The organism is Brevundimonas sp. Soil_N_31 (assembly GCF_057655995.1).
Genome location: NZ_JBDGLE010000002.1, coordinates 444,421 through 465,098, shown reverse-complemented (window position 1 = coordinate 465,098; position 20,678 = coordinate 444,421). Strand labels below are relative to the sequence as shown.

Genomic DNA, 20,678 nt, shown 5'->3' with positions numbered 1-20,678 from the left:
TCCAGCCCCCCAGACAGAACGCCTGATCGCCTGAAAAGCTGATCCTGCGCGGCCTTGCGGCCGTGCGCGTCCTGTTGGAGACATCCCTTGAAACCTTCCCAATCCGGCGTTGCCGGATGGCGAGGGCGAGGCGCGGCCGTATCCGCCCTCGCCCTCGCCCTGGCGGCGGCCTGGCCGCCGCCCGCCATCGCGCTCGCCCAGTCGCCGGCTTCTGCTGAAGCCGCCTCTGGTCCGGCGCTCACCCTTGAAGGCGCGCTGCGGCGCGCCGTCGCCGCCGATCCGGCGCGACCGGGTCTCGACGCGCGCCTGCGCGGCGTCGAGGCCGGGGTTCGCCAGGCCGGCCTTCGTCCCAATCCGACCCTGGGTCTGATGGTCGAAAACCTGCCCACCCTGGGCGGAGGCGACATTCTGGGGCGAACAGAAACCACGCTGACCTATGAACAGAAGCTGGAGAGGGGCGGCGATCGATCCGCCCGCACCGGCCTGGCGCAAAGCGAAGGCCTGCTGATCACGGCCCAGGCCCAGATCGCGCAACTGGATCGCCTCGAACTGGTGCAGCGCGCCTGGGTCGACGCCATGGCGGCCGAAGCCCAGTTGGATATCGCGCGGGAGCGGCTTTCGCTTGCTGAAGGCTTCCAGAGGGAAGTCCAGCGTCGCGTGAACGCGGCCCGTGATCCGTTGTTCGCAGGGGCGCGCGCCGAGGCCGAACTGGCCCAGGCCCAGATCGACTTCGATCAGGCAGAGATCGCCGTTCGCGTCGCCCGCATCGTCCTGGCCAAGTTCTGGGACGGCGTCGCCGACTTCCGCATGGGCTCCTCCGACTTTGAGGACACGAGCGCCGCGTGGGTCGCCGCAGGGGCGGTGGCGCAAGCGGACCTTGAAGCCTTCCGCGCCCGTCAGGCCATCGCCGACGCCCAGGTTCGCCTGGAGCAGGCGCGCGCTGTGCCTGACCCCACGGTCAGCATCGGCGTTCGGCATATCTGGGACAATGAGGCGGCTCTGGTCTTCGGCGGGTCCATGCCGCTGCAGCGATATGACCGCAACCAAGGCGCCATCGATCGCGCCCGCGCCGATGGACTGGCGGCACGGGCCGATCAAAACGCCCTGCGCCTTGAGCGCGAGCGGGAAATCGCCCGCCTTCAGGTGCAGCTTCTGGCCCGCGCCAATGAAGCGCGGCGAATCGCCGAAGAAACCCAGCCTCAGGCTGAACGCGCCGTCGTCCTGGTCCGCGAGGGCTTCGCGCGCGGCGGCTTCACCTACAACGACGTGATGAGCGCCCATGCGGCCTTGTTGCAGGCCAAGGCCCGTCGTGCCGCGGTGCTGCAGACCTTCCACAACGACCGCGCGCGGCTCGACCGCCTGACCGGCGCGCACGCCGACCTGCTCGGCCTGGAGACACAACCATGAAGACGTCACGCACTTCCGCGACTGCGCTCGGCTGCGTCCTGGCCGCCGTCGCCCTGACGCTGGCCGCCTGCGGCGGCGGCGACAAGGCCGCCAAACCCGAAGGCGAAGCGGCGGCCGCCGCCGATTACGAACGCGGACCGCACAACGGCCGCCTGCTTCGCGACGGCGACTTCGCCATCGAGGTGACCATCTATGAGGAAGGGCCGGAACCATTGTTCCGCCTCTATCCCTACCTCAACGACAAGCCGTTCGATCCCGGACAGGTGCAAGCGAACATCGCTCTGACCCGCCTGGGGCCGAAGGTGGATCGCTTCGTCTTCACGCCCGAGAACGACTATCTGGCCAGTCCGGGCGTCGTGTCTGAGCCGCACTCGTTCGACGTCGCGGTCAGCGCCGTTCGTGCGGGCAAGCGCTCGGCCTGGACCTATCCGTCCTATGAGGGCCGGACGGTCATCAGCGCCGATGCGGCCCAGGCCGGCGGCGTCACCACCCAGCAGGTCGGCCCCGCCGTTCTCGGCGAGAGCCTGCCGCTCAGCGGCCGCGTCGAGATCACGCCGGAAGGCCAGGCCGAGGTCCACGCCCGCTATCCGGGCCGGGTCATGTCGATGACCGTTGAACTGGGTCAACGCGTCTCGCGCGGGCAGGTCGTCGCCCGCGTGGAGTCGAGTGAAAGCCTCCAGACCTATTCGGTCACCGCGCCCATCTCGGGCGTGATTACCGCCAAGACCGTCAACCCCGGCTCCATCACCGGCGGCGGCGCCCCCATGCTGACGATCGGCGACCCGACCCGCCTTCATGCCGAGTTCGTCCTCTATCCACGCGACGCAGAGCGCGTGCGCGTTGGGCAAAGGGTCGAGATCAAGAGCCAGGCGGGCGAGCATACGGCCAGCGGCGTCATCAAGGCGATCCTGCCGGCCGACGACGTGCTCAGCCAGACCCTCGTGGCCCATGTCGAATTGCCCTACCAGGGCGGTGTCTGGCGGCCCGGCCTCGGGGTTTCGGGTCTGGTCCAGGTCGGCCAGGGCGAGGCGCCGCTGGCGGTGCGCACCAAGGCGCTGCAGCCGTTCCGCGACTTCACTGTGGTCTACGCCAAGGTCGGCGACACCTATGAGGTGCGCATGCTCGACCTGGGCCGTCGCACCGAAGAATGGACCGAGGTTCTGGGCGGCATCGAGCCCGGCGCGACCTATGTCGTCGACGGCGCCTTCCTCATTCGCGCGGACATCGACAAGTCCGGCGCGAGCCACGACCACTAGGGGGATGCGTCACCATGCTTGAACGCATCATCAGCCTGTCGATCCGGCATCGCTGGGTCGTGCTGGCGCTCGTCCTCGTGGCGGCCGTCATCGGCGTCTGGAGTTTCCAGAAGCTGCCGATCGACGCCACGCCCGACATCACCAACGTCCAGATCCAGATCAATACGGAGGCGCCCGGCTATTCGCCGCTTGAGGCCGAACAACGCATCACCTTCCCGGTCGAAAACGCCGTCGCCGGCGTGCCGGGCCTGTCCTACACCCGGTCCGTCTCGCGCTACGGCCTGAGCCAGGTGACGGTCGTGTTCGAAGACGGGACCGACATCTACCGGGCGCGGCAACTGGTCAACGAGCGGCTTCAGACCGCGCGCGGCCAGCTTCCGTCAGGCCTGTCGCCTGAACTGGGGCCGATCGCCACGGGTCTGGGCGAAATCTTCATGTACACGATCGAGGCCAGGCCGGGCGCCCGCAAGGCCGATGGTGCGCCTTACTCGCCTGAGGATCTTCGCACCCTGCAGGACTGGGTCATCCGTCCGCAGATGCGCAACACGCCCGGCGTCACCGAGGTCAACACCATCGGCGGCTACGAGCGCCAGTACCACGTCACGCCCCGTCCTGAACGGCTCGCCGCCTTCGGCGTCACCATGGACGAGGTCGTTTCGGCGCTGGAGCGCAACAACGCTAATGTCGGCGCCGGCTATGTCGAACGCTACGGCGAGCAATGGCTGATCCGCGTGCCGGGTCAGGCCTCGACGGCGCAGGATCTGTCCAACATCGTCATCACCACGCGCGGCGGCGTTCCTGTCCGGATCGCCGAAGTCGCCGAAGTCGGCCTGGGCGAACAGCTTCGCACAGGCGCGGCGACGGAAAACGGCAAGGAGACGGTCCTGGCGACCGTCCTGATGCTGGCCGGTGAGAACAGCCGTGTCGTCGCCCAGGCGGCGGCGGCCCGACTGGAGGAAGCAGCCAAGGCCCTGCCGGATGGCGTGGTCGCATCGCCCGTCTATGACCGCACCGACCTGGTCGAGCGGGCCATCAGGACGGTCGAGAAGAACCTGCTTGAGGGCGCCCTGCTCGTGATCGTGGTGCTGTTCCTGTTGCTTGGGAACTTCCGCGCGGCCCTGATCACGGCGGCGGTCATCCCCATCACCATGATGATGACCATCACCGGCATGGTGCGAACCGGGGTGTCGGGCAATCTGATGAGCCTGGGCGCGCTGGACTTCGGCCTGATCGTCGACGGCGCCGTCATCATCGTCGAGAACTGCCTGCGGCGCTTCGCCGAGGCCCAACATCGGCAGGGGCGTCTGCTGACCCGTGACGAGCGCTTCTCCCTGGCGGCGCGCGCGTCCAGTGAAGTGATCCGGCCGTCCCTGTTCGGCGTCCTGATCATCACCCTGGTCTATGTGCCGATCTTCGCCCTGGACGGGGTCGAGGGCAAAACCTTCCATCCCATGGCCATCACCGTGGTCATCGCCCTGACCGCCGCCCTGGTGCTGTCCCTGACCTTCGTGCCGGCGGCGGTGGCGATGTTCGTCACCGGCAAGGTGCAGGAGAAGGACAGTTTCCTGATGCGCTGGGCGCGCACCGGCTATCAACCGGCGCTCGACTTCGCCCTGAGGATGCGCATCGCCATGGTCGCCGTGGCCGTGGCCCTTGTCGTGGGCGCGGCCCTGATCGCCTCACGCATGGGGTCGGAGTTCGTGCCGAACCTGGACGAAGGCGACATCGCCATGCACGCCCTGCGCATTCCGGGCACGAGCCTGACCCAGGCCATCGAGATGCAGACCGCTCTCGAAGCCCGTCTGGCGAAGTTCCCGGAGGTCGAACGGGTCGTGGCCAAGATCGGCACGGCGGCGGTCGCCACCGACCCTGTGCCGCCTTCGGTCGCGGACACCTTCATCCTGCTGAAGGACCGCAAGGACTGGCCCGATCCCCGCAAACCGAAGCTCCAACTCGTTCGCGAGATGGAAGAGGCGGTGAACGCTGTGCCGGGCAGCAAATACGAGTTCACCCAGCCCATCCAGATGCGGTTCAACGAACTGCTGTCCGGCGTCCGGGCCGACGTCGCCATCAAGGTCCATGGCGACGACCTGGATCAACTCGTGCAACTCGGCTCCCAGATCGAGGAAATCGTCGGCGCCGTACCCGGCGCCGCCGATCCGCAGTCCGAGCAGGTCACCGGCCTGCCCATGCTGCAGATCACCCCGAACCGGGACGCCATCGCGCGCCTGGGTCTGAGCATCGCCGATGTTCAGTCAGTCATCTCCACCTCGATGGGCGGGGCGACGGCGGGGCAGATCTTCGAGGGCGACCGACGCTTCGACATTGTCGTGCGCCTGCCGGAAGACCTGCGCCGCAACACCGCCGCCATCGGCCGCATTCAGGCGCCGCTTCCGGGTGCAAACGGCCAGCCGCGAGGCTTCGTGCCGCTCAGCGAGATCGCGACGATCACGCTGGAGACCGGCCCGAACCAGATCAGTCGCGAAGACGGAAAGCGTCGCATCGTCGTGACGGCCAACGTCCGCAATCGCGACCTCGGCTCCTTCGTTGGCGAGGTGCGAGAGCGGGTGGATCAGGAAGTCGACCTGCCCGCCGGCTACTGGGTCTCCTACGGCGGGACCTTCGAGCAACTGATCTCGGCGGCCAAGCGGTTGCAGTTGGTCGTTCCGGCGGTCCTGCTGCTGATCTTCGGCCTGCTGTTCGCTCTGTTCCGCTCCTGGCGGGATAGCGCCATCGTCTTCTCCGGCGTGCCCCTGGCGCTGACCGGCGGGGTGGCGGCGCTAGCGCTGCGGGGGCTGCCGTTGTCGATCTCGGCCGGCGTCGGCTTCATCGCCCTGTCGGGCGTGGCCGTGCTGAACGGCGTCGTCATGGTCAGTTTCATCCGGGGTCTGATCGAAGAGGGCAGGCCCGTGGGCCAGGCCATCCGGGAAGGGGCGCTGACGCGCCTGCGCCCGGTGCTGATGACCGCCCTGGTCGCCAGCCTCGGCTTCGTCCCCATGGCGGTCAACGTCGGCGCCGGGGCGGAGGTCCAGCGTCCGCTGGCCACCGTGGTCATCGGCGGGATCGTCTCTTCGACCATCCTGACCCTGCTCGTGCTCCCGGCTCTCTACAGCCTGGTCCACGGACGCGACGCCCCGGGCGATCGGCCCAGGCCCGCCTGGCTGGACCACCTCCCCTTCCGTCGCCGCCGCAGGCTCTGAAGCGGTCGGCCGCCCCGGAACGGGGCGGCCGCTCGTCAGCGCCTCAACGCATCACCGACATCCGCCGATGACGGCGGACGTCGCACCTTCACTCCCATCGCAAGGATGCCCATGACTTCCGCACCCTGCCGCGACCGTCTGTCGTGGCTTCGATCACCCTGGACCCTGGCGGTCCTCGTGGTCGGCTTCCTCTTCCTTGAGGGCCTACTGAGCCAGGTCCTCGCCCACGGCGTCGCCGAAGGCGACAAGGGCTATATCCAGGAGACCTCGGGTTTCCTGTTCTGGCCCTTCGTCTACCTGGGGGCCAAGCACATGGTCACCGGCTACGACCACCTGCTCTTCCTGTTCGGCGTCATCTTCTTCCTCTACCGGATGAAGGACATCGGCATCTATGTGACGCTGTTCGCCATCGGCCACTCATCGACCTTGCTGCTGGGCGTCCTGACGAACATCAGCGTCTCCAGCTATCTGGTCGACGCCATCATCGGCCTGTCGGTCGTCTACAAGGCCCTGGACAACATGGGGGCCTACCGGAGGTGGTTCGGCTTCCAGCCCTCCACCAAGGCGGCCACGATGATCTTCGGCCTGTTCCACGGCTTTGGTCTCGCCACCAAGCTGCAGGACTTCCAGCTTTCCTCCGAGGGACTGATCGGCAACCTGATCGCCTTCAACATCGGCGTCGAGCTGGGCCAACTGCTCGCCCTGGGCGGCATCCTCATCCTGATGGGATTCTGGCGCCGCACGGACGGCTTCTGGAAGCACGCCTACCTCACCAACGTCGTGCTGATGACGCTCGGCTTCATTCTGACGGGCTATCAGCTCGTCGGCTTCTTCGTCATGTGACCGGAGACACCCTCATGTACAACGCAAACCGCCCATCCAAAGCCGACCTGCCGTCCACGGGCCACCTGTTGAAGTCGACCGGCGTCGCCGCCGTCACAGCCTCGGCGCTCCTGATCACGGTCGTTCTGCCCGCCGAATACGGCGTCGATCCCACCCGCATCGGCTCGGTGTTCGGCCTGACCGAAATGGGCCGCATCAAGCAGCAACTCGCCAAGGAAGCCGAAGCGGACGCTGCGGCCGACGCAGCCGCCGTGGATGCTGCCCCCGCAGCCTCGGCCGCCGCTTCCGCGCCCGCCATCGCACAGGCGCAGACGTCCGGGCCGAACGCCGCTCCCCCTGCGGCTCCGACGGTCGTCGCGCCCGGCGCCGTGCGCACCGACGAAACGATCCTGACGCTGCAACCCGACCAGGGCGCCGAGATCAAACTGGTCATGGAGGAAGGCGCCACCGCGCGGTTTACCTGGACGAGCAGCGGCGGGAAGATCAATTTCGACACCCATGCTGACCGGCCCGGTGTTTCCTATCATGCCTATGGCAAGGGTTCGTCCCCTCGTGAAGAAGGTGTCCTGACAGCAGCTTTCACCGGCAGCCACGGCTGGTTCTGGCGCAACCGCACCGGCCAGCCCGTGACCATCACCCTCAAGACCGAGGGCGCCTATACGGAGATCAAGCGGGTCGTGTAGGCCTAGTCCCTCTTCGCCGCCACCCGATCAGGCGGCGGCGAAGCCAGGCCTGAACGTGCAGGTTAACAAGGACCTCACGCGGAAGCGTCCCAGATCGCCTGCCTAGGCCTTCGGTTGGTCGGCGACAGTCATCGCACTTAACTCGTGACCTGATCGCGCCTCAGCGCGCGCAGCAAGCAGCTCTTTGGCGGGAGCGCCAGTTCAGGCCGTGCGCGAGGATCAATACAGCGCCTCCTGTCACAGTGATGACGGTTCCCCACAAAGGGCTCGGAACCTCGGCGGCTCCCAGAAACAGGAAGCCCGCGCCAGCCATCGCCAGTGCCCTCACCGTCCGCGTACAGTCATGCCTGACCTGACGAAACAAGGTCCAACCTGACAGGCCCGTGGCGGCGAAGGCCAACCCCCAATGCAGCGCTTCCGTTTCCACCCAGGCTCCAGAGAGCGAAAGCGCGCCAACGGCGATCGTCGCCGCCAGACAATGAAGGAAGCAGACCAGAGACAGAAGCATGGCCAGGATGTCGCCAGCCCTTCCGTCGCCCGATCTGCCCTTTGCGCCTTGGCTTGCAGCGGCCTGAATCATCCGTCGCACTTAGATTTGATAGGCCATGCCGAGACGCAGGTTACGACCCGGCAGCGGCGCTATGTCCTTGCGGGACGAAGCCATGAGGCGGAAAGCGGCGCGCATGAAAACCTCGGACAGAAAGACTCCATAAAATGTTATAAGATAACATCACATTCGGTCAAGCGGCCGTCCAATTTCCAGGCGCATCGCCTCACCGCCGCTTCGGCCACCGGCGGTGATTGTCATCAATCATTACAGGGTGGGCGTGCGCTACGCCTGCCGCATCGGGGCGCATTCCCTCGTCCAGGTGCGCGTGATCCGGCTCCATATCGAGGTGATCGTGCAGCAGGTTCAGCGGATCATGCGCAGGCCAGAGGACGAGCGCCAGCAAGGCGCCGAGACCGCAAAGTCCCGCCAGAACGACGAAGGCCGCCTGAGGATTGGCTTCGGCCGACACCAGCCCCGCGACCGGATAGGCGATCAACCAACAGACGTGCGACAGGGCGAACTGGGCGGCGAACAGGGCCGGTCGCTCGACCGCCGTCGATGATCGACGCAGGGCGCGACCCGCAGGGGTGATGGTCAGGGAGTAGCCAAAGCCCATGACGATCCACAGACCGATCAGCATCGGATAGCTGTGGGCGAACAGGGCCCCTGCGATCAGCACCGCCGTCATCAGGACTGCGCCCGACACCATGGCGCTGCGGTCCGTCACCCGCTCCAACGTCTTCGGCAGAAACACGGCCGCCGTCATCGACCCGCCGCCGAACGCCGCCAGGGCCCAGGCAGTCGCCTGCTGCGACAGGCCGAAGTTCGACTGCACCAGGACCACGGTGTTGACGAAGACCATGGCGCCGCCCGCCGCCGTCGCCAGGCTGATCGCCAGCAAGCCGCGCAGGCGCGGCGTCAGGGCGAACAGCTTCACGCCCCCGGTCAGACGACGCAGGAACGGCAGGCTCTGCGACGCCGACAACTTGGGCAGGACCGCCGTTACGACGAAGCCCGCCGACAGGATGAAGCCCAGCGCCGTCCCGACGAAGAGGTTGTGATAGCTGATGACGGCCAACAGCACCGCCGCCAGCACGGGGCTGGCGACGCTTTCCAGATCGGCCGCCAGCCGGGACAGGGACAGGGCCTTGGTGTACTCGCCCTCATCCTCCAGCAGGTCGGGGATCATGGCCTGAAAAGCCGGGGTGAAGGCCGCCGAGGCGACATAGAGGACGGTCATCAGCCCGTAGACCTGCCAAGCCTCGGAGACGAAGGGCAGCGAGGCCGCGACGCCGGCCCGCATCACGTCCAGCGAAACCAGCAGGGTCTTGCGCGGCAGTCTCGACGCCAGGGCGCTGGAGAAGGGCGCCGCGCCGACATAGGCGATCATCTTGATCGCCAAGGCCACGCCGAGGATTTCACCGGCGCTGGCGCCTGCCAGATCATGCGCCAGCAGCCCCAGGGCCACGGTCGCCATGCCGGTCCCCAGCAAGGCCGCCACCTGGGCGATGAACAGGCGGCGATAGGCGGCGTTCCTCAGGGGCGAGAACATCACGGACCTTCCAATGCGGGCGTTTTCGCCATTTGACCTATCCCTACCAGGGGGATAGGTCAAACTCATGGCACACATCTCTCATGCTTCGCATCCGGAAGTCATCAAGCGCCTCAAGCGCGCCGAGGGCCATCTGCGGTCCGTCGTCCAGATGATGGAGGACGGCCGGGCCTGCCTCGACCTCGCCCAGCAGCTTCAGGCCATCGAGAAGGCGGTCGCAGCGGCCAAGAGGACCCTGATCCATGACCATGTGGATCATTGCCTGGCGCAGGCTGCGGCGGGCGCGCCTGAACAGTCGCGGGCCGCCTTGGCCGAATTTCGCGACATCACCAAGTATCTGTGAAGGATCGGCATGTTTTCACCCTCCCCCAGCCGTCGCAGCATTCTGTCTGGCGGGCTGGTGCTTTGTGGCGTCGTCGTCGGATCCGGAGCGATGGCCCAGACGCGACGAAACATCACGGTCTACAAGACGCCCTGGTGCGGTTGCTGCGGCCTTTGGGTCGGTCATCTGCGCCAGGCCGGCTGGACGGCCCGTGTCATCGATGTCGAGGACCTCGCCCCCGTCCGGGCGCGCCACGGGGTGCCGGACAGGCTCGCCTCCTGCCATACCGGCGTCGTCGGCCGCTACGCCATCGAGGGTCATGTGCCGGCCGCCGATATCGATCGGCTGATCAGGGAGGCGCCCGCTGGGCGCGCCCTGGTGGTTCCCGGCATGCCCGCCGGCTCGCCTGGGATGGAATCCGCCGGACGTGAGCCCTACGTCTCCCTGCTGTTGCTCGCCGATGGTCGGACCCGGGTGTACGGCCGTCATAACGGGGGGTGACTTTCGGCGGGTGTGGCCGGGCGACCGGCACTCGGCGCACACCCGGCCGAAACCGTTCAGGCGGCGGGGAGCAGTTCGGTCTCAACCTCCGCGCCCCGGACGAGCATCAGATCGACAGGGCAGCGGTCCGCCATCTCCAGCAACCGGGCGCGCTGCGTCTCGTCCAGCGCGCCTTCAAGGGTGATGGCGCGTTTGAAGACGTCGGCCGGCGTCTGGTCCCGCCGTTTCGAGTGCACGACGCGAACGGCGGCCCGTTTCAGCGGCCATCCCTTCCGGGCGGCGTACATACGCATGGTCATCACACTGCAGGCGCCCAGACCCGCCGAAACGAGTTCGAACGGCGATGGACCACTGCCCAGGCCGCCCAGGCTCACCGGTTCGTCGGCGAGGAAGGCATGAGGCCCGGCGCGAACCCGGGTCTGATAGGCGCCGCCGCCCGTCTCCTCGACGAGGACGCCAGCCAAGTCGCCCTCGTCTCCCGTCAGGTCGGGCTCGAGCGCCGGAAGGTAGCGCGACGCCCAGCAGGCGATGACGCCGGCGACATAGTCGGCGTCCGTCTGGCGGGTGAGCAGGTGATCGGCGTCGTCCAGGGAAATGAAGCTCTTGGGATGTCTGGCCGCCACGAATATGGCGGAAGCGTTGTCGATGCTGACGACCTCGTCCAGCGGCGCATGCATCACCAGCAGCGCGCGTTTCAGACGGCTGACGGCATCCAGAGGCGAGTGGGTCCTGACGTCGTCGACGAAGCTCTGGCCGATCCGGTACGGTCGACCGCCGAGCGTCACCTCGGCCTCCCCTTCGCTTTCGATCCGCTTCAGATCCTCTTCTGACACATGGGTCAGTACATGGGCCGCGTCGGCGGGCGCCCCTATGGTGGCGATGGCCCGCACCTGGGGCAGATGTTCGGCGGCGGCCAGCACCGCCAGGCCGCCCAGGCTGTGACCGACCAGAAGATTCGGCGTCATGCCGGCCGCTTCCATGGCTCCGCTGGCCGCGATCAGATCCTGCACGTCGGCGGCGAAGCTCGCGTCAGCGACCTGGCCGTCCCGATCACCCGCCCCGGCGAAGTTGAAACGCAGGACGCCTACCCCGCTTCGCGCCAGCGCCCGAGACAGCCGCACCGCGGCCAGACCGTCCTGACCACAGCTGAAGCAATGCGCGACGATGGCCCAGCCTCGCAGCGTCGCCTGCGGCCGCTCGATCACGCCGACGATCCTGCGCCCGTCCCCCAGTCCGAACTCGAACTCCTTGTCTCCGCTCATTCGCATGTTCTCCATTCATGGGTCCAATCGGCGCGGGCCGCTCGGGATGATGCGGCCCAGCCTACAGTGTTCCGCCGCGGCAGGGTCAAGCGACGCGTCGTCGGGCTTCACATCAGGCGGCCGCCTCGGTCTCTGTCGGCCGTCCCGGAGGGTCAGCCAGACGCCGCCGGCGCAGACCAGCAGCAACAGCAGGCTGAATGCGCCCGGCGCGGCTTCCCAGCCGAGCCCCCACTCCCCCATGCGGACGAGGAACGGCACCGCCAGCATCAGCGAGGCTGTGAAGAGCGCCCCCTTCCGCAGGATGAGCCTGTGCAGGATGAGGAAGACCGGCGCCGTCAGCCCCGCGCCCAGACCTGCGATGGCGGCCCAGTCTGAAGGCGCGACGCCGACGAGCGGGACGAAGAGAACGACCGTCACGGCCAGCATGGCGGCGCCGGCCCCGGTAATGGCCGGCAAGGCCGAGAAGGCGGACAGGTCCGCCATGCGCGCGCGGAAGACGTAGCCATAGAGGGCGTAGGACGCTGTTCCGCCGAACACGAGCAGGGCGCCGCCGATGAGGTGCAGCCCCTCCGCCCCGGCATGACCCTCGCTTGCGGGCATGTCTGAGATCGCATAGGCCAGCGCGCCGCCCAGGGCGAGACAGGCTCCCAGCACCTTGTTGCGGGTGACCCGTTCCCCAAAGGCGACGGCGCCGATCACGAATGTGAGGCTCGGCAGAAGCGAGATGATCAGACCGGTGCGGGAGGGGCCGATGAACGCCGCGCCGAGCATGGTTCCGGCATAGTAGAGGAAGAAGCCCAGCAGTCCGAGCAGAGCGACTGTTCCGCCGCGTCGCGCCGCAATCCGCGCCTCGGAACGGCTCCGAGCGGAAAACAGCACGATCGCGGCAAAGACGATGAAGCTGGCCCCTGTGCGGCCGGCGGCCACCAGCAGCGGCGACACGCCCGAAACGAGGTAGCCGACGAGCAGCCAGCTCGCCGACAGAAGCAGAACGAGCGTGACCGAGAGGATCGGCGTCGTCAGCGCGGTGCGCGAGGCGGCGACCAGGCGAGTCCCGTTCCACATCCTGCTTCCCTTCATCGCCTCCTCCAATCGCCGACGAGCAAGGCTCCCCAGCCCGCCGGCGGCGTCCGGCAAGCCCGTGACGGATCAGAGGAAGACGCAGGTGATCCGGACATCGCACGCAGCGCGCCAGGCCCGGACGGCGCCGGCACGGTCAGGCCGGTCGAGCATCCGGTCCCGTCAGTCGGCCTCGTTCTCAAAGGCGCTCAGGCGACAGAAACAGGCTGCGGCGATCTTGATGTCGGCCGAAGCCACGGCGATGTCGCGCTGGAGGACGATCTCCCGGGCCTCGTCGTGCCGGCCGAGTTTCGTCAGACACTCGTAGAGGCCGTGCAGGCTCCAGACGTTGTTCGGTCGGATCCGCCGCCTGCCCAGCTTGCGCTCCAGCCCGAGGTCGATCCTGTGCTGTTCGGCAGCTTCGGCGTGCCGCCCCTGCTCGGTCAGCAGGGCGCAATAGGCGTGGCGGACGGGCTGCAGCCAGGCCGGAGGGTCGCTGTAGGGCAGCGTGTCCTCGAGGGCGATCGCCTCGCGCAACAGCGAGAACGCCTCCTCGATATTTCCCTTCCTGTATTCCAGTTCCCCGTCGAGCATCTTGCGCGCAATAGCGAGCGCCTGGAGCTCCGGCACGGGAATGGAGTTGAAACGGCTGTCCGGCACCGCGGCGACGGCGTCGATGAATTTCTCCCGTTCCGCCTCGGCTTCCGGCACGCGCCGCAGGGCCGCGAAAGCGATGCCGCGGGCATAGTGGATCATCGCCGTGGTCGAACAATAAAGTTCGCGGTCCGTCGGAAATTCCAAATCGAGGATGTCCTGCCAGCGCCCGAAGCGAATGAGAACATGCGGAAGCGTGGTGCCGTGCGCCTCGAGCAAATCCGCCATCGGCGGACTCTGGATGCCGAGCAGTTGCGGCGTCAGGACTTCCTTCAGCCGGTTCGCCATGAACAATGCCTCACGCGAACGGCCCGCCATCATCGCGCCATAGGCGCCGACCATCAGGTTGTGGACGCGATAGACGTTGTACCAGGCGCCGACTTCGGTCTCGTGACCGAAATAGCGTTCATCCGCCTCGACCGCATCGAGGTTGGAATCGATCACCCGGCGCCAGTCGCCGCAGGCGTTGTCGATGTGGGTGGACATATGCGCCAGATGGGCGCCGTCCCGCGACAGGCGACGCAGACGGTCGGCGGCCGGAAGCGCGATCTCGGGCCACGGCGACATCTCCATCAGGTGGATATAGAGATGGTTCAGGACCGGATGCCGGTCGCCCCCGGGACGCGGCAGGGCGTCCTCGATCACCGCCCGGGCCTCCAGCGTGCCCGGTCCGATCGGTTCTCCCGTATCGAGATCCCACAGAGCCCGCGGACTGAGACAGATCAAGGCGTCCCCGAACAGCGCCGCCGCGTCGATGTCGTCAGAGAACTGCTGATAAAAGACCCGCATGGCGTCCGCGTAGGCGCGGTTCAGGCGATCGAATTCCTCCGGGTCGCGGGTCGCCTGTTCGGGAAAGCGTGGTCCAAGCGCCGCGATCAGGGCCTTTTCGAAGGCGGTGCCGTTGCGGGCGACCGCTTCGCGAGCGCGTTCAAGCGCGCCACGGCCGATCGTCACGGCCTTCTGCATGTCCTCGGCGTCGAAAAGCCGCCAAGCCTTGTTGTAGTTCGGGCCCGTGCCGAAGGCGACGCCCCAGTGCGCCATGGCGCAGTCGGGATCGTAGTCGAGCGCCTTTTCGAAGCAGCGGACCGCTTCCTCGGGATTGAAGCAGTAGGCCCAGGCCAGCCCCCGATCAAACCAGAGTTGCGCCTGTGGCGAGGTGGTCGTCACATCGCGACGGAAGTCGCCAAGGTCGTAATAGTCGTCTTTCATCATCCATGCTCCGCTGGCCAGGGCCGATCTGGGAACCCGACCGCCAAGGCTATAAGTTAATACCTGAATACATATTCATATATCATGTTTCAAGCGCAGATCGCGGGATTCCGGCCGTGTCGATCCATGCGATCCGCCTAGAGCGGCACGGCGGTGGTGTATTTCACCTGGCTGAGCGCGAAGTGGGAGGCGGCGGTCGCCACATTCGGATGGTTCAGCAGATCGCACATCAGGAAGCGTTCGTAACCGGCGACGTCTGCGGCCACGATCCGCAGAAGGTAGTCCCATTCCCCGGACATGGAATGGGCCTCCATGACGTCCGGCCGGGTGGCGAGGTAGGCCTCGAAGGCGGTCCTGTCTGCCGGGGCGTGCGACCGCATCCTGACCTGGCACATCACGTTCACGCCCCGGCCGACCCTTTCGGCATCGACCAGTCGCACGGCTCCCTTCAGAATTCCCGCCTCTTCCAGCGCCCGGATCCGGCGCCAGCACGACGCCGGAGACGATCCGGCGAGCTCCGCCAGGGCCACATGGCTCAGGCCGGCGTCGCCCTGCAAGGCGCGCAACAGCCGACGATCGACATCATCCAGCACTCTTTCTTTCATGAACTCGTCCATTCTGGAATTGGATTTCATATCACGCTCAAATTCGAGCCGCTTTGAAAGGCGATCCTCGCCTATCCGGTCTACAATGACCACGATGGCGCAGCCTCCTCGCGAGCTCTGGCCTCACCTCCCTCGCGCGCGCCTGCGCCATCTGTCACAGGCGCGCCGTCAAAGAATGCCGGAGACACCCCCATGAGCATCACCCCCGAGAACCCCATTGGTCTGGACGGCTTCGAATTCGTGGAATTCACCAGCCCCGATCCCGAGGCGATGACCACCTTGATCGAACGCCTCGGCTTCGTCGCCACACACCGTCACCCGACGAAGGCGGTGGTTCGCTACAAGCAGGGGCGCACCAATCTGCTCGTCAACAGCGAAGCGACCGGACAGGCGGCTGCGTTCCGGGCGCTGCACGGGCCTTCAGCCAGCGGTATGGCCTTCCGCGTGGCCAACGCTCGCCAGGCCTATGATCTGGCCCTGTCGCGCGGTGCGCGCGCCGCCGACGCCGCCGCCGGCGCGCTCGGCGCTGACGCCATGGTGCTGGAAGGCATCGGCGGCTCCTACCTCTATCTCGTCGACCGCCACGGCGCAGCCGGGTCGCTGTACGACGATTGGACCGAGATCGACGGATGGCGCGAGGCCGAGGCCGCAAACAGCGTCGGCCTCGATATCCTGGATCACCTCACCCACAACGTCCGTCGGGGCCAGATGCGGACCTGGTCCGGCTTCTACAACCAGATTTTCGGCTTCGAGGAGCAGAAGTATTTCAACATCAAGGGCCAGGCCACCAGCCTCATCTCCCAGGCGATGATCGCGCCGGACAAGGCCATCCGCATTCCGCTGAACGAGAGCGAGGACGACCAGTCCCAGATCGAGGAGTTTATCCGTGAATACAACGGCGAGGGCATCCAGCACCTGGCCATGACCACGGATAACATCTACGAAACCGTCGAAGCCCTGCGCGCCCGTGGCGTACGATTGCAGGACACGATCGAGACCTATTACGAACTGGTCGACAAGCGGGTGCCCGGCCACGGCGAGGATCTGGAGCGGCTGAAGGCGAACCGCATCCTCATCGACGGAAACGTCGGCGAGGAAGGCATTCTGCTGCAGATATTCACCGAGAATCTGTTCGGACCCATCTTCTTCGAAATCATCCAGCGCAAGGGCAACGAAGGGTTCGGCAACGGCAACTTCCAGGCCCTGTTCGAATCGATCGAGCTCGACCAGATCCGGCGCGGGGTGATCAAGGTCGACGCCTGACCCGGCGCGGGGGTCGGATGCATATCATCCGACCCCCGTCATCGCTCAGACGCGCGACTTCAGTTGACCGACCCCGCCGGCCGACCGGACACCGGTCGGCGGCGCTTCCGAGGTTTCTTCCAGATCCATTAGGATCGGACAGTCGGGGCGATTATCGCCCGCGCAACAGGCGATCAGCGTCTGCAGGGTTTCCGACATCTGCCTGAGGCTGGCGATTCGCGCATTGAGCACCGCGATATGCGCGCTGGCGATGCGTTTTACATCAGCACTTTGACGCGACCGGTCGTTCCACAGACTCAGCAGGTCCTGAATCTCAGCGACGGAAAAACCGAGGTCGCGGGCGCGCCGGATGAACCGGAACCGGTGCACGTCCGCGTCCGAATAGTCGCGATAGCCCGACTCCTTTCTGTCCGCCACCGGGATCAGTCCGGTCTGCTCATAGTAGCGGATCATCTTGGCGGATACGCCGGAAGCCTTAGCTGCCTGACCGATATTCATACTGATCTCTCCTATTCACCCAAGCCGTCCCGCGCCATCGCCCTCGCCGCCCTGCGGCGACCGGAAGCCACGCAGCCGCAGGGCGTTGCCAAGCACGAACACGCTGGACATGGCCATGGCGCCCGCCGCGAACACGGGCGACAGCAAGACACCCCACACAGGATACAGCACGCCGGCGGCGACAGGGATGAGCGCGGCGTTATAGACGAAGGCCCAGAACAGGTTCTGGCGGATGTTGCCGATGGTGGCCCGCGACAGGGCGATGGCCGTGGCCACGCCCTTCAGGCTGCCCGACATCAACACCACATCGGCCGCCTCGATGGCGATATCCGTGCCGTTGCCGACCGCCAGGCCCACATCCGATTCCGCCAGCGCGGGGGCGTCATTGATGCCGTCGCCGACGAAGGCGACCCGGCCATGCTCGCCCTTGAGACGGCGGACCGCCTCGACCTTGCCGTCCGGCAACACCTCGGCCACGACTTCGTCGATGCCCAATTGGCGGGCGATGGCGGCGGCGGTGCGGCGGTTGTCGCCGGTGATCATCGCCACCTTCAGGCCCAGTCCGTGCAGGGCGGCGATGGCCGCCGGAGTGCTGGCCTTGATCGGATCGGCCACCGCGATGATCGCCGCCAGACGTCCGCCGATGGCGGCGTAGAGCGGCGTCTTGCCCTCATCGCCCATGCGGCCAGCGGCGGCGGCGAAGACGCCCACGTCCAGTCCCAGTTCGCCCATGTAGCGATCCGAACCGATCTGCACGGCCTCGCCGTCCACCGTCGCGGTCACGCCACGTCCCGTAACGGACTCAAAGGCCGAAACCAGCGGCAGCGTCAGACCCTCGGCCTCGGCGGCCTCGACAATGGCGCGGGCGATGGGGTGTTCGGACTTGGCCTCGACCGCAGCCACCAGAGCCAGAACGCGGGCGCGCTCCATGCCGGGTTCAATCTGCAGGTCCGTCAGGGCGGGACGACCTTCCGTCAGGGTGCCGGTCTTGTCGACGGCCACGACCTTGGCGTCCTTGAGCAGTTGCAGCGCCTCGCCCTTGCGGAACAGCACGCCCAGTTCGGCGCCGCGACCGGTGCCGACCATGATGGAGGTCGGCGTCGCCAGACCCATGGCGCACGGGCAGGCGATGATCAGCACAGCCACCGCATTGACCAGGGCGAAGGTGAGCGCAGGCGACGGACCGAACACCAGCCAGACCAGGAAGGTCAGGGCGGCAACAGCCATGACCGCCGGAACGAACCACATCGTCACCTTGTCGACCAGCGCCTGGATCGGCAGCTTGGAGCCCTGGGCCTGTTCGACCATGCGAATGATCTGGGACAGCATGGTGCCGTCGCCGACCGCCGTGGCGCGGAACACCAGGGCGCCCTTCTGATTGACAGTGCCGCCCACCAGAGCTGCGCCCGAAGTCTTGGCCACAGGGACCGGCTCGCCGGTGATCATGGATTCATCGACATAGCTTTCGCCCTCGACGACTTCGCCGTCGACCGGAACGCGCTCGCCGGGACGGACCTCGACCAGATCGCCAGCCGCCACCTCGGTGATGGCGATTTCGACCATCATGCCGTCGCGGCGCACGCGCGCGGTCTTGGCCTGAAGCCCGACCAGACGCTTGATGGCCTCGGAAGTGCGGCCCTTGGCCTGGGCCTCAAGGAAGCGCCCCAGCAGGACCAGGGTGACGATGACGGCGGCCGCCTCGTAATAGACATTGACCGTTCCCGCCGGCAGTAGCGCCGGAGCGAAGGTCGCCACCAGGGAATAGGCATAGGCCGCCAGGGTGCCGACAGACACCAGCGAGTTCATGTCCGGCGCCAGACGCCCCAGGGCGGGCAGACCCTTCTTGTAGAAACGCGCGCCCGGCACGGCCAGCACCAGCGTGGTCAGGGCAAACTGCAGATACCAACTGGCCTGCATGCCGATGGTCCCTGCGATCATCGCATGGACGCCCGGAATGAGGTGCGACCCCATCTCCAGCAGGAAGACCGGAAGGCTCAGAGCGGCGGCGATGATCAGATCACGCTTCAGGGCGGCGCGTTCGGCGTCCTTGCGCTCGGCCGCTTCTTCGCCCGCATCCGCAGCGTCGCTCAGCGGACGCGCCGTATAGCCCGCGCCAGCCACGGCGGCGATCAGGGCCGACACGTCCGCCGCCCCCTGGATCGTGGCCCGTTCTGTGGCCAGGTTCACGCTGGCGCTCACCACGCCCGGCGTCGCCTTCAGCGCCTTTTCGACCCGCCCGACGCAGGACGCGCAGGTCATGCCCTCAATCGCCAGTTCGACGCTGGCGGCCGGAACGGTGTAACCGGCCGATTCCACAGCCTTGACGAGGTCTGCCATCTGGATCGGTCCGCTCGCCTGGATGTCGGCCCGCTCCGTGGCGAGGTTGACGCTGACCGCGGCCACGCCCGGCGCCTTGCTGATGGCGCGTTCGACGCGGCCGACGCAGGACGCGCAGGTCATGCCTTCGATCGGCAGACTCAACGGGGAGCCGACGGTTTTCGTCGGCGCATAGGGGGCGTTCATCGCGCGATCCTCACACGGGTGACTAGAGTTCGCAGGGATGATGGGGCTTCCCATTGTTGGAATGTCAACTCCCCAAAAAAAGTCGCGACCATCCTTGACCTTCCAACGATGGCAAGGGGCATTTCATCTCTCACCAACCGATGCGAAAGGACTTTTCCCATGCAGTTCCACGTCGAAAACATGACCTGCGGCTCGTGCGTGAAGCACATCACCCAGGCCATCGCCACGGTGGATCCGAACGCCCGTCTCGAGGCCGATACGGTGTCGCGCACCATCTCGGTGACCACCACCGCCGACGCCGACGCCATCCAGCAGGCGCTGGCGGACGACGGATACACCGCCCGGCCCCTCTGAGCTCTTCCGACATGCAAGCGAAGGCTCTCACCGTCATCTTCATCGCCGGCGTCGCCCTGGCCGCCAGCGGTCTCGCCTATGCCCAGTCCCAGATCGTCAAAGGAGATTCGGAACACGCCATGACCCAGAACAGCCACGCCAATCACCCCGCCCCCGTCCCTTCCGGCAATCCTGCCGTGCGCGCCTATCAGGAAGCCAACGACCGGATGCACGCCGACATGACCATCGATTTCACCGGCGACGCCGACGTCGATTTCATGAAGGGAATGATTCCACACCATCAGGGGGCCATCGACATGGCCCGCGTCGCGCTGGAACATGGACGGGATCCGGAGGTTCGCCGGCTCGCCGAGTCCGTCATCACCGCCCAAGAGGCGGAGATCGCCATGATGCAGTCCTGGCTCGATACCCGGAACCGGTAAAGGCCGCCCCTTCGCCGCCGTTCCCTCCCCCGATGTGGGGGTGGAGTTGGCGTCATCGGACAGAAACCTTCGAGAACGCCATGGCAGGCGCACCAGTCCCTGGTGCGCCTGAACCCTTTTCCGAACAGCGCCCAATCGCCGCCGTCGTCTTCAGGCGTCCTCATCCTCATTGATGTGGTGAAGCATGTCGATCAGCACATGACTGACATGATGATCGGCCACCTCGTAGAAAACCTGCCGCGAGGAACGTTCTCCCCGGACCAAGCGCGCCCCGCGCAGAAGCCTGAGATGGTGGCTGACGAGGGTCTGGGACAGGTCCAGGCTGTCGGCGATCTGCTTGACAGGCTTCGGGCCATTCAGACAGAACATGAGGATTCTCAGACGGGTCGGATCGCCCAGCAGACGAAAGGTCTCTGCAAGAGCCGACAGTTGGCGCGTATCCAGCGCTGGCACCTTTTCGTCGCTGGCCCGTTCCGACATGGCGTACGCTCCCCCGCATCATTAAACATATGGCG

General features: G+C 66.6%; 19 protein-coding genes. 10 read left to right on the top strand and 9 right to left on the bottom strand.

Translation table 11 applies throughout. The features are described from left to right. Nucleotides 1-87 precede the first annotated feature (87 nt). The 5 genes from AC3A3G_RS05295 to AC3A3G_RS05275 all read left to right on the top strand — a co-directional run bounded on the left by AC3A3G_RS05295 (nucleotide 88) and on the right by AC3A3G_RS05275 (nucleotide 7,389). Nucleotides 88-1,407 (top strand): TolC family protein, encoded by a 1,320-nt coding sequence (locus AC3A3G_RS05295; RefSeq protein ID WP_312165587.1) that lies wholly within the window; start codon nucleotides 88-90, stop codon nucleotides 1,405-1,407. Beyond that, nucleotides 1,404-2,663: an efflux RND transporter periplasmic adaptor subunit gene (locus AC3A3G_RS05290; protein WP_312165590.1), complete on the top strand. Its 1,260-nt coding sequence runs from the start codon at nucleotides 1,404-1,406 to the stop codon at nucleotides 2,661-2,663. Before AC3A3G_RS05295 ends, AC3A3G_RS05290 begins: the two co-directional genes overlap by 4 nt. 14 nt (nucleotides 2,664-2,677) lie before the next feature. Continuing rightward, nucleotides 2,678-5,863: an efflux RND transporter permease subunit gene (locus AC3A3G_RS05285; RefSeq protein WP_312165592.1), complete on the top strand. Its 3,186-nt coding sequence runs from the start codon at nucleotides 2,678-2,680 to the stop codon at nucleotides 5,861-5,863. Between the two features lie 111 nt (nucleotides 5,864-5,974). Further along, complete coding sequence (locus AC3A3G_RS05280) at nucleotides 5,975-6,706, top strand: HupE/UreJ family protein (protein ID WP_191558759.1); 732 nt, start codon at nucleotides 5,975-5,977, stop codon at nucleotides 6,704-6,706. Between the two features lie 14 nt (nucleotides 6,707-6,720). Then, nucleotides 6,721-7,389 carry a transmembrane anchor protein gene (locus tag AC3A3G_RS05275; protein WP_184273162.1) on the top strand — a complete coding sequence of 223 codons (669 nt, stop codon included), beginning with the start codon at nucleotides 6,721-6,723 and terminating at the stop codon, nucleotides 7,387-7,389. 160 nt (nucleotides 7,390-7,549) lie between these two features. On the opposite strand, the gene AC3A3G_RS05270 is transcribed toward AC3A3G_RS05275, so the two are convergent. Both AC3A3G_RS05270 and AC3A3G_RS05265 read right to left on the bottom strand, forming a co-directional pair. Further along, a complete protein-coding gene (locus AC3A3G_RS05270; protein WP_312165596.1) occupies nucleotides 7,550-7,969 on the bottom strand; it encodes a MerC domain-containing protein in 420 nt (139 codons plus the stop codon). 193 nt (nucleotides 7,970-8,162) lie between these two features. Beyond that, nucleotides 8,163-9,491: an MFS transporter gene (locus AC3A3G_RS05265; protein ID WP_312165599.1), complete on the bottom strand. Its 1,329-nt coding sequence runs from the start codon at nucleotides 9,489-9,491 to the stop codon at nucleotides 8,163-8,165. A gap of 67 nt (nucleotides 9,492-9,558) precedes the next feature. Between AC3A3G_RS05265 and AC3A3G_RS05260 the strand changes: the two genes are divergently transcribed. Both AC3A3G_RS05260 and AC3A3G_RS05255 read left to right on the top strand, forming a co-directional pair. Continuing rightward, nucleotides 9,559-9,834 carry a metal-sensing transcriptional repressor gene (locus AC3A3G_RS05260; protein ID WP_184273152.1) on the top strand — a complete coding sequence of 92 codons (276 nt, stop codon included), beginning with the start codon at nucleotides 9,559-9,561 and terminating at the stop codon, nucleotides 9,832-9,834. Nucleotides 9,835-9,924: 90 nt separating this feature from the next. Further along, nucleotides 9,925-10,314 carry a DUF411 domain-containing protein gene (locus AC3A3G_RS05255; RefSeq protein ID WP_221415962.1) on the top strand — a complete coding sequence of 130 codons (390 nt, stop codon included), beginning with the start codon at nucleotides 9,925-9,927 and terminating at the stop codon, nucleotides 10,312-10,314. 56 nt (nucleotides 10,315-10,370) lie between these two features. Here the strand turns inward: AC3A3G_RS05255 and AC3A3G_RS05250 are convergent, their stop codons facing one another. The 4 genes from AC3A3G_RS05250 to AC3A3G_RS05235 all read right to left on the bottom strand — a co-directional run bounded on the left by AC3A3G_RS05250 (nucleotide 10,371) and on the right by AC3A3G_RS05235 (nucleotide 15,103). Beyond that, nucleotides 10,371-11,576: a bifunctional alpha/beta hydrolase/OsmC family protein gene (locus AC3A3G_RS05250; protein WP_248118006.1), complete on the bottom strand. Its 1,206-nt coding sequence runs from the start codon at nucleotides 11,574-11,576 to the stop codon at nucleotides 10,371-10,373. A 15-nt stretch (nucleotides 11,577-11,591) separates the two neighbouring features. After that, a complete protein-coding gene (locus AC3A3G_RS05245; protein WP_248118008.1) occupies nucleotides 11,592-12,713 on the bottom strand; it encodes a DMT family transporter in 1,122 nt (373 codons plus the stop codon). Nucleotides 12,714-12,818: 105 nt separating this feature from the next. Further along, nucleotides 12,819-14,501, bottom strand: a complete 1,683-nt coding sequence (locus AC3A3G_RS05240) for a tetratricopeptide repeat protein (protein ID WP_282438812.1) — start codon at nucleotides 14,499-14,501, stop codon at nucleotides 12,819-12,821. Between the two features lie 134 nt (nucleotides 14,502-14,635). Beyond that, entirely contained in the window at nucleotides 14,636-15,103 is a 468-nt protein-coding gene (locus tag AC3A3G_RS05235; protein WP_184273140.1) for an Lrp/AsnC family transcriptional regulator, read from the bottom strand. A 192-nt stretch (nucleotides 15,104-15,295) separates the two neighbouring features. On the opposite strand from AC3A3G_RS05235, the gene hppD reads away from it, so the two are divergent. Further along, on the top strand, nucleotides 15,296-16,366 hold the full coding sequence (gene hppD, locus AC3A3G_RS05230; RefSeq protein ID WP_184273137.1) for a 4-hydroxyphenylpyruvate dioxygenase: 1,071 nt from the start codon (nucleotides 15,296-15,298) through the stop codon (nucleotides 16,364-16,366). A 45-nt stretch (nucleotides 16,367-16,411) separates the two neighbouring features. On the opposite strand, the gene cueR is transcribed toward hppD, so the two are convergent. Both cueR and AC3A3G_RS05220 read right to left on the bottom strand, forming a co-directional pair. After that, on the bottom strand, nucleotides 16,412-16,864 hold the full coding sequence (cueR, locus tag AC3A3G_RS05225; RefSeq protein WP_184273134.1) for a Cu(I)-responsive transcriptional regulator: 453 nt from the start codon (nucleotides 16,862-16,864) through the stop codon (nucleotides 16,412-16,414). Nucleotides 16,865-16,879: 15 nt separating this feature from the next. Next, nucleotides 16,880-19,387, bottom strand: a complete 2,508-nt coding sequence (locus tag AC3A3G_RS05220) for a heavy metal translocating P-type ATPase (protein ID WP_224762239.1) — start codon at nucleotides 19,385-19,387, stop codon at nucleotides 16,880-16,882. Between the two features lie 159 nt (nucleotides 19,388-19,546). Here AC3A3G_RS05220 and AC3A3G_RS05215 point away from each other — a divergent pair, with 159 nt between their 5' ends. After that, nucleotides 19,547-19,741, top strand: coding sequence for a heavy-metal-associated domain-containing protein (locus tag AC3A3G_RS05215; protein ID WP_184273131.1), 195 nt, complete (start codon nucleotides 19,547-19,549; stop codon nucleotides 19,739-19,741). An 11-nt stretch (nucleotides 19,742-19,752) separates the two neighbouring features. Then, nucleotides 19,753-20,163 (top strand): CopM family metallochaperone, encoded by a 411-nt coding sequence (gene copM, locus AC3A3G_RS05210; RefSeq protein WP_184273126.1) that lies wholly within the window; start codon nucleotides 19,753-19,755, stop codon nucleotides 20,161-20,163. Between the two features lie 150 nt (nucleotides 20,164-20,313). Here copM and AC3A3G_RS05205 read toward each other — a convergent pair whose 3' ends face one another. Next, nucleotides 20,314-20,643 carry an ArsR/SmtB family transcription factor gene (locus AC3A3G_RS05205; RefSeq protein ID WP_184273123.1) on the bottom strand — a complete coding sequence of 110 codons (330 nt, stop codon included), beginning with the start codon at nucleotides 20,641-20,643 and terminating at the stop codon, nucleotides 20,314-20,316. Nucleotides 20,644-20,678 lie beyond the last annotated feature (35 nt).